Source organism: Pseudonocardia xishanensis (assembly GCF_039541715.1).
Classification (GTDB): Bacteria; Actinomycetota; Actinomycetes; order Mycobacteriales; family Pseudonocardiaceae; genus Pseudonocardia; species Pseudonocardia xishanensis.
The window spans coordinates 1-1,945 of record NZ_BAABGT010000096.1; the positions used below are offsets into that span (position 1 = coordinate 1).

Genomic DNA, 1,945 nt, shown 5'->3' on the forward strand with positions numbered 1-1,945 from the left:
GCCCGTCGGGCCTGATCTCCTCACCGACGTGTCCGTGAAGCGGGGTCAATATCAAGGTGTCCGGTGTCAGGGGCCAAGCTCAGAACTGCGAGAGCTGGTGGCGGTGGAGGGAGCGGGGATGGAGTACCGGATGCAGGTCGGTCCCGTCCCGGTGTACGTGTGGCCGGGCGTGGACGTGGATGGGCGGCTCGATCTCGACGACCTGACCGAAGGTCTCCTACCCGCGGACCTGTGACCGACGGGCGCGCAGGGCTCAGCTGTTCCCGTTCGTGTCGTCTGGATCGCGAGGGTCGAGGGTGTCGAGCTCGTCGAGGTCCTCGTCGAGTTGTGTGCTGCTGGTTTCGGCGACGCCGGGGATCACGCCGAGCGCGGTGACGGTGTTCTGGTGCCGGGTCGCGGCGAGCAGCCGCTGGCGGGCCAGCGGTTTGTTCACGCGCGGCCAGGTTGGAGCGGCCGGGCGCCTGGTTCATGACGAACGGACCGAATCGTTGACGATCCACGGCCAGCGCGGTCGTCTGCTACGGGCGGCCCCGAGAAGCTGTGGAGAAGGTGCTGTCGGGAGAATGGCGGGGTCCCAACGGCAGTAAGGCGGCTCGATGAACCCCGAAGTCGGTTAGTGGCGTCCACTTGCTCCTATGTCAAGCGGCGGCGTCAGCGACCTGTTGTGGCTGGGAGATGCGGTCAAGGTCGGCGAGTAGGGCGCGGTAGACGACGTCAGACAACCTGCGCTTGAGCACTCGGATGGACTCGGCCTTGGTGTCGCCGCCGGCTCGGCGGCGCTGCAGCAGTTCCCTGGCCTGTGGGTGATAGTGGGCCTGGGTGATGGCGATGCGGTGGATCGCGGCGTTGAGCTGCCGGTTGCCGGTGCGCGAGAGCCGGAAGCTATGTCGGTTGCTCGACCAGACCGGGACGGGTGCAGTCCCGTTGTGGCGGGCGAAGGCGTGCCGTGAACGGAAGCGCTCGACACCGGCCGTTTCCCCGATGATCTTCGCCGCGGTGAGAGTGGCGCATCCGCAGAGCGCGACGAGGGTTGGGGCGAGCCGGGTGACGAGGAGCTCGAGTTCGCGGTCGAGCTCGCGGATCTGGCTGGTCAGGTCGCGGCAGCGATCGACGTGGGTGCGCGCAAGCCGAGCGACGAGCCCGTCGAGGCCGGCGAGTCGCTCGGTGATCGCGGAGAGGTTCTTGGGCCGCCAGAGGCTGCGGGCCGCGGGCTCCCAGCCGGGGTCGAGTTCATGCAGGTGCCAGCGCAGGCGGTTGACGGTCCTGGTCCGCTCGGCGACGAGGTCGTCTCGATGGCCGGCGAGCAGCCGTACTTCCCGAGCTGGGCCGTCGAGATGCGCGGTGGGTAGGTCAGGTTCGCGCAGCGCAGCACGGGCGACGGCGAGGGCGTCGATCGGGTCGGACTTGCCGTAGCTGCGAGCGCTGTCGCGGACCTGGGCCATCATCTTGGGCGGCACCCGGACGATGCGTTCCGCGGCGCCGAGCAGGTCGCGTTCGAGTCGACGGGAGAGGTGGCGGCAGTCCTCGACGGCCCACAGCCGCTCGGACCCGAACTTCTCTGCCCAGGTCAGCAGGGCCAGGTGGTCGGCCGTGGTCGTGCCGAGGGTGCGTTCGCCGAGCTTACGGCCGTTGTCGTCGACGACGACGACGGTGTGGCTGCGCTTGTGTGCGTCGATGCCGAGAACCACCATAGATCGGTCTCCCTGTCTTTCGCGGTCGGGGCGACAGGACCGGCCGGCGGGCATAGCTCAGTGGGGGCGGTGCCACGCTCCTATCAAGCCACGCCGGTCGGTCCAGCTGGCTCGTCCGGCCGCACAAGGGGACCAGGCCACGAACGGCACAAGGTGGTGGAGCGAGCCGGACGAGCCAAGATCACTTTTACACTGACCAAGGTGGTGTGCGATCCGGTCCTGGTCAGGGCCGTGGCGTAGACGTGTAGGGCGGC

2 protein-coding genes are annotated in these 1,945 nt (G+C 68.6%); both read right to left on the reverse strand.

Annotation, left to right across the window (positions count from 1 at the left end):
• Positions 1 to 253: 253 nt before the first annotated feature.
• Positions 254 to 433, reverse strand: coding sequence for a hypothetical protein (locus ABD993_RS29055; protein WP_345425505.1), 180 nt, complete (start codon positions 431 to 433; stop codon positions 254 to 256).
• Between the two features lie 205 nt (positions 434 to 638).
• Complete coding sequence (locus ABD993_RS29060; protein ID WP_345425507.1) at positions 639 to 1,691, reverse strand: IS110 family RNA-guided transposase; 1,053 nt, start codon at positions 1,689 to 1,691, stop codon at positions 639 to 641.
• Positions 1,692 to 1,945 lie beyond the last annotated feature (254 nt).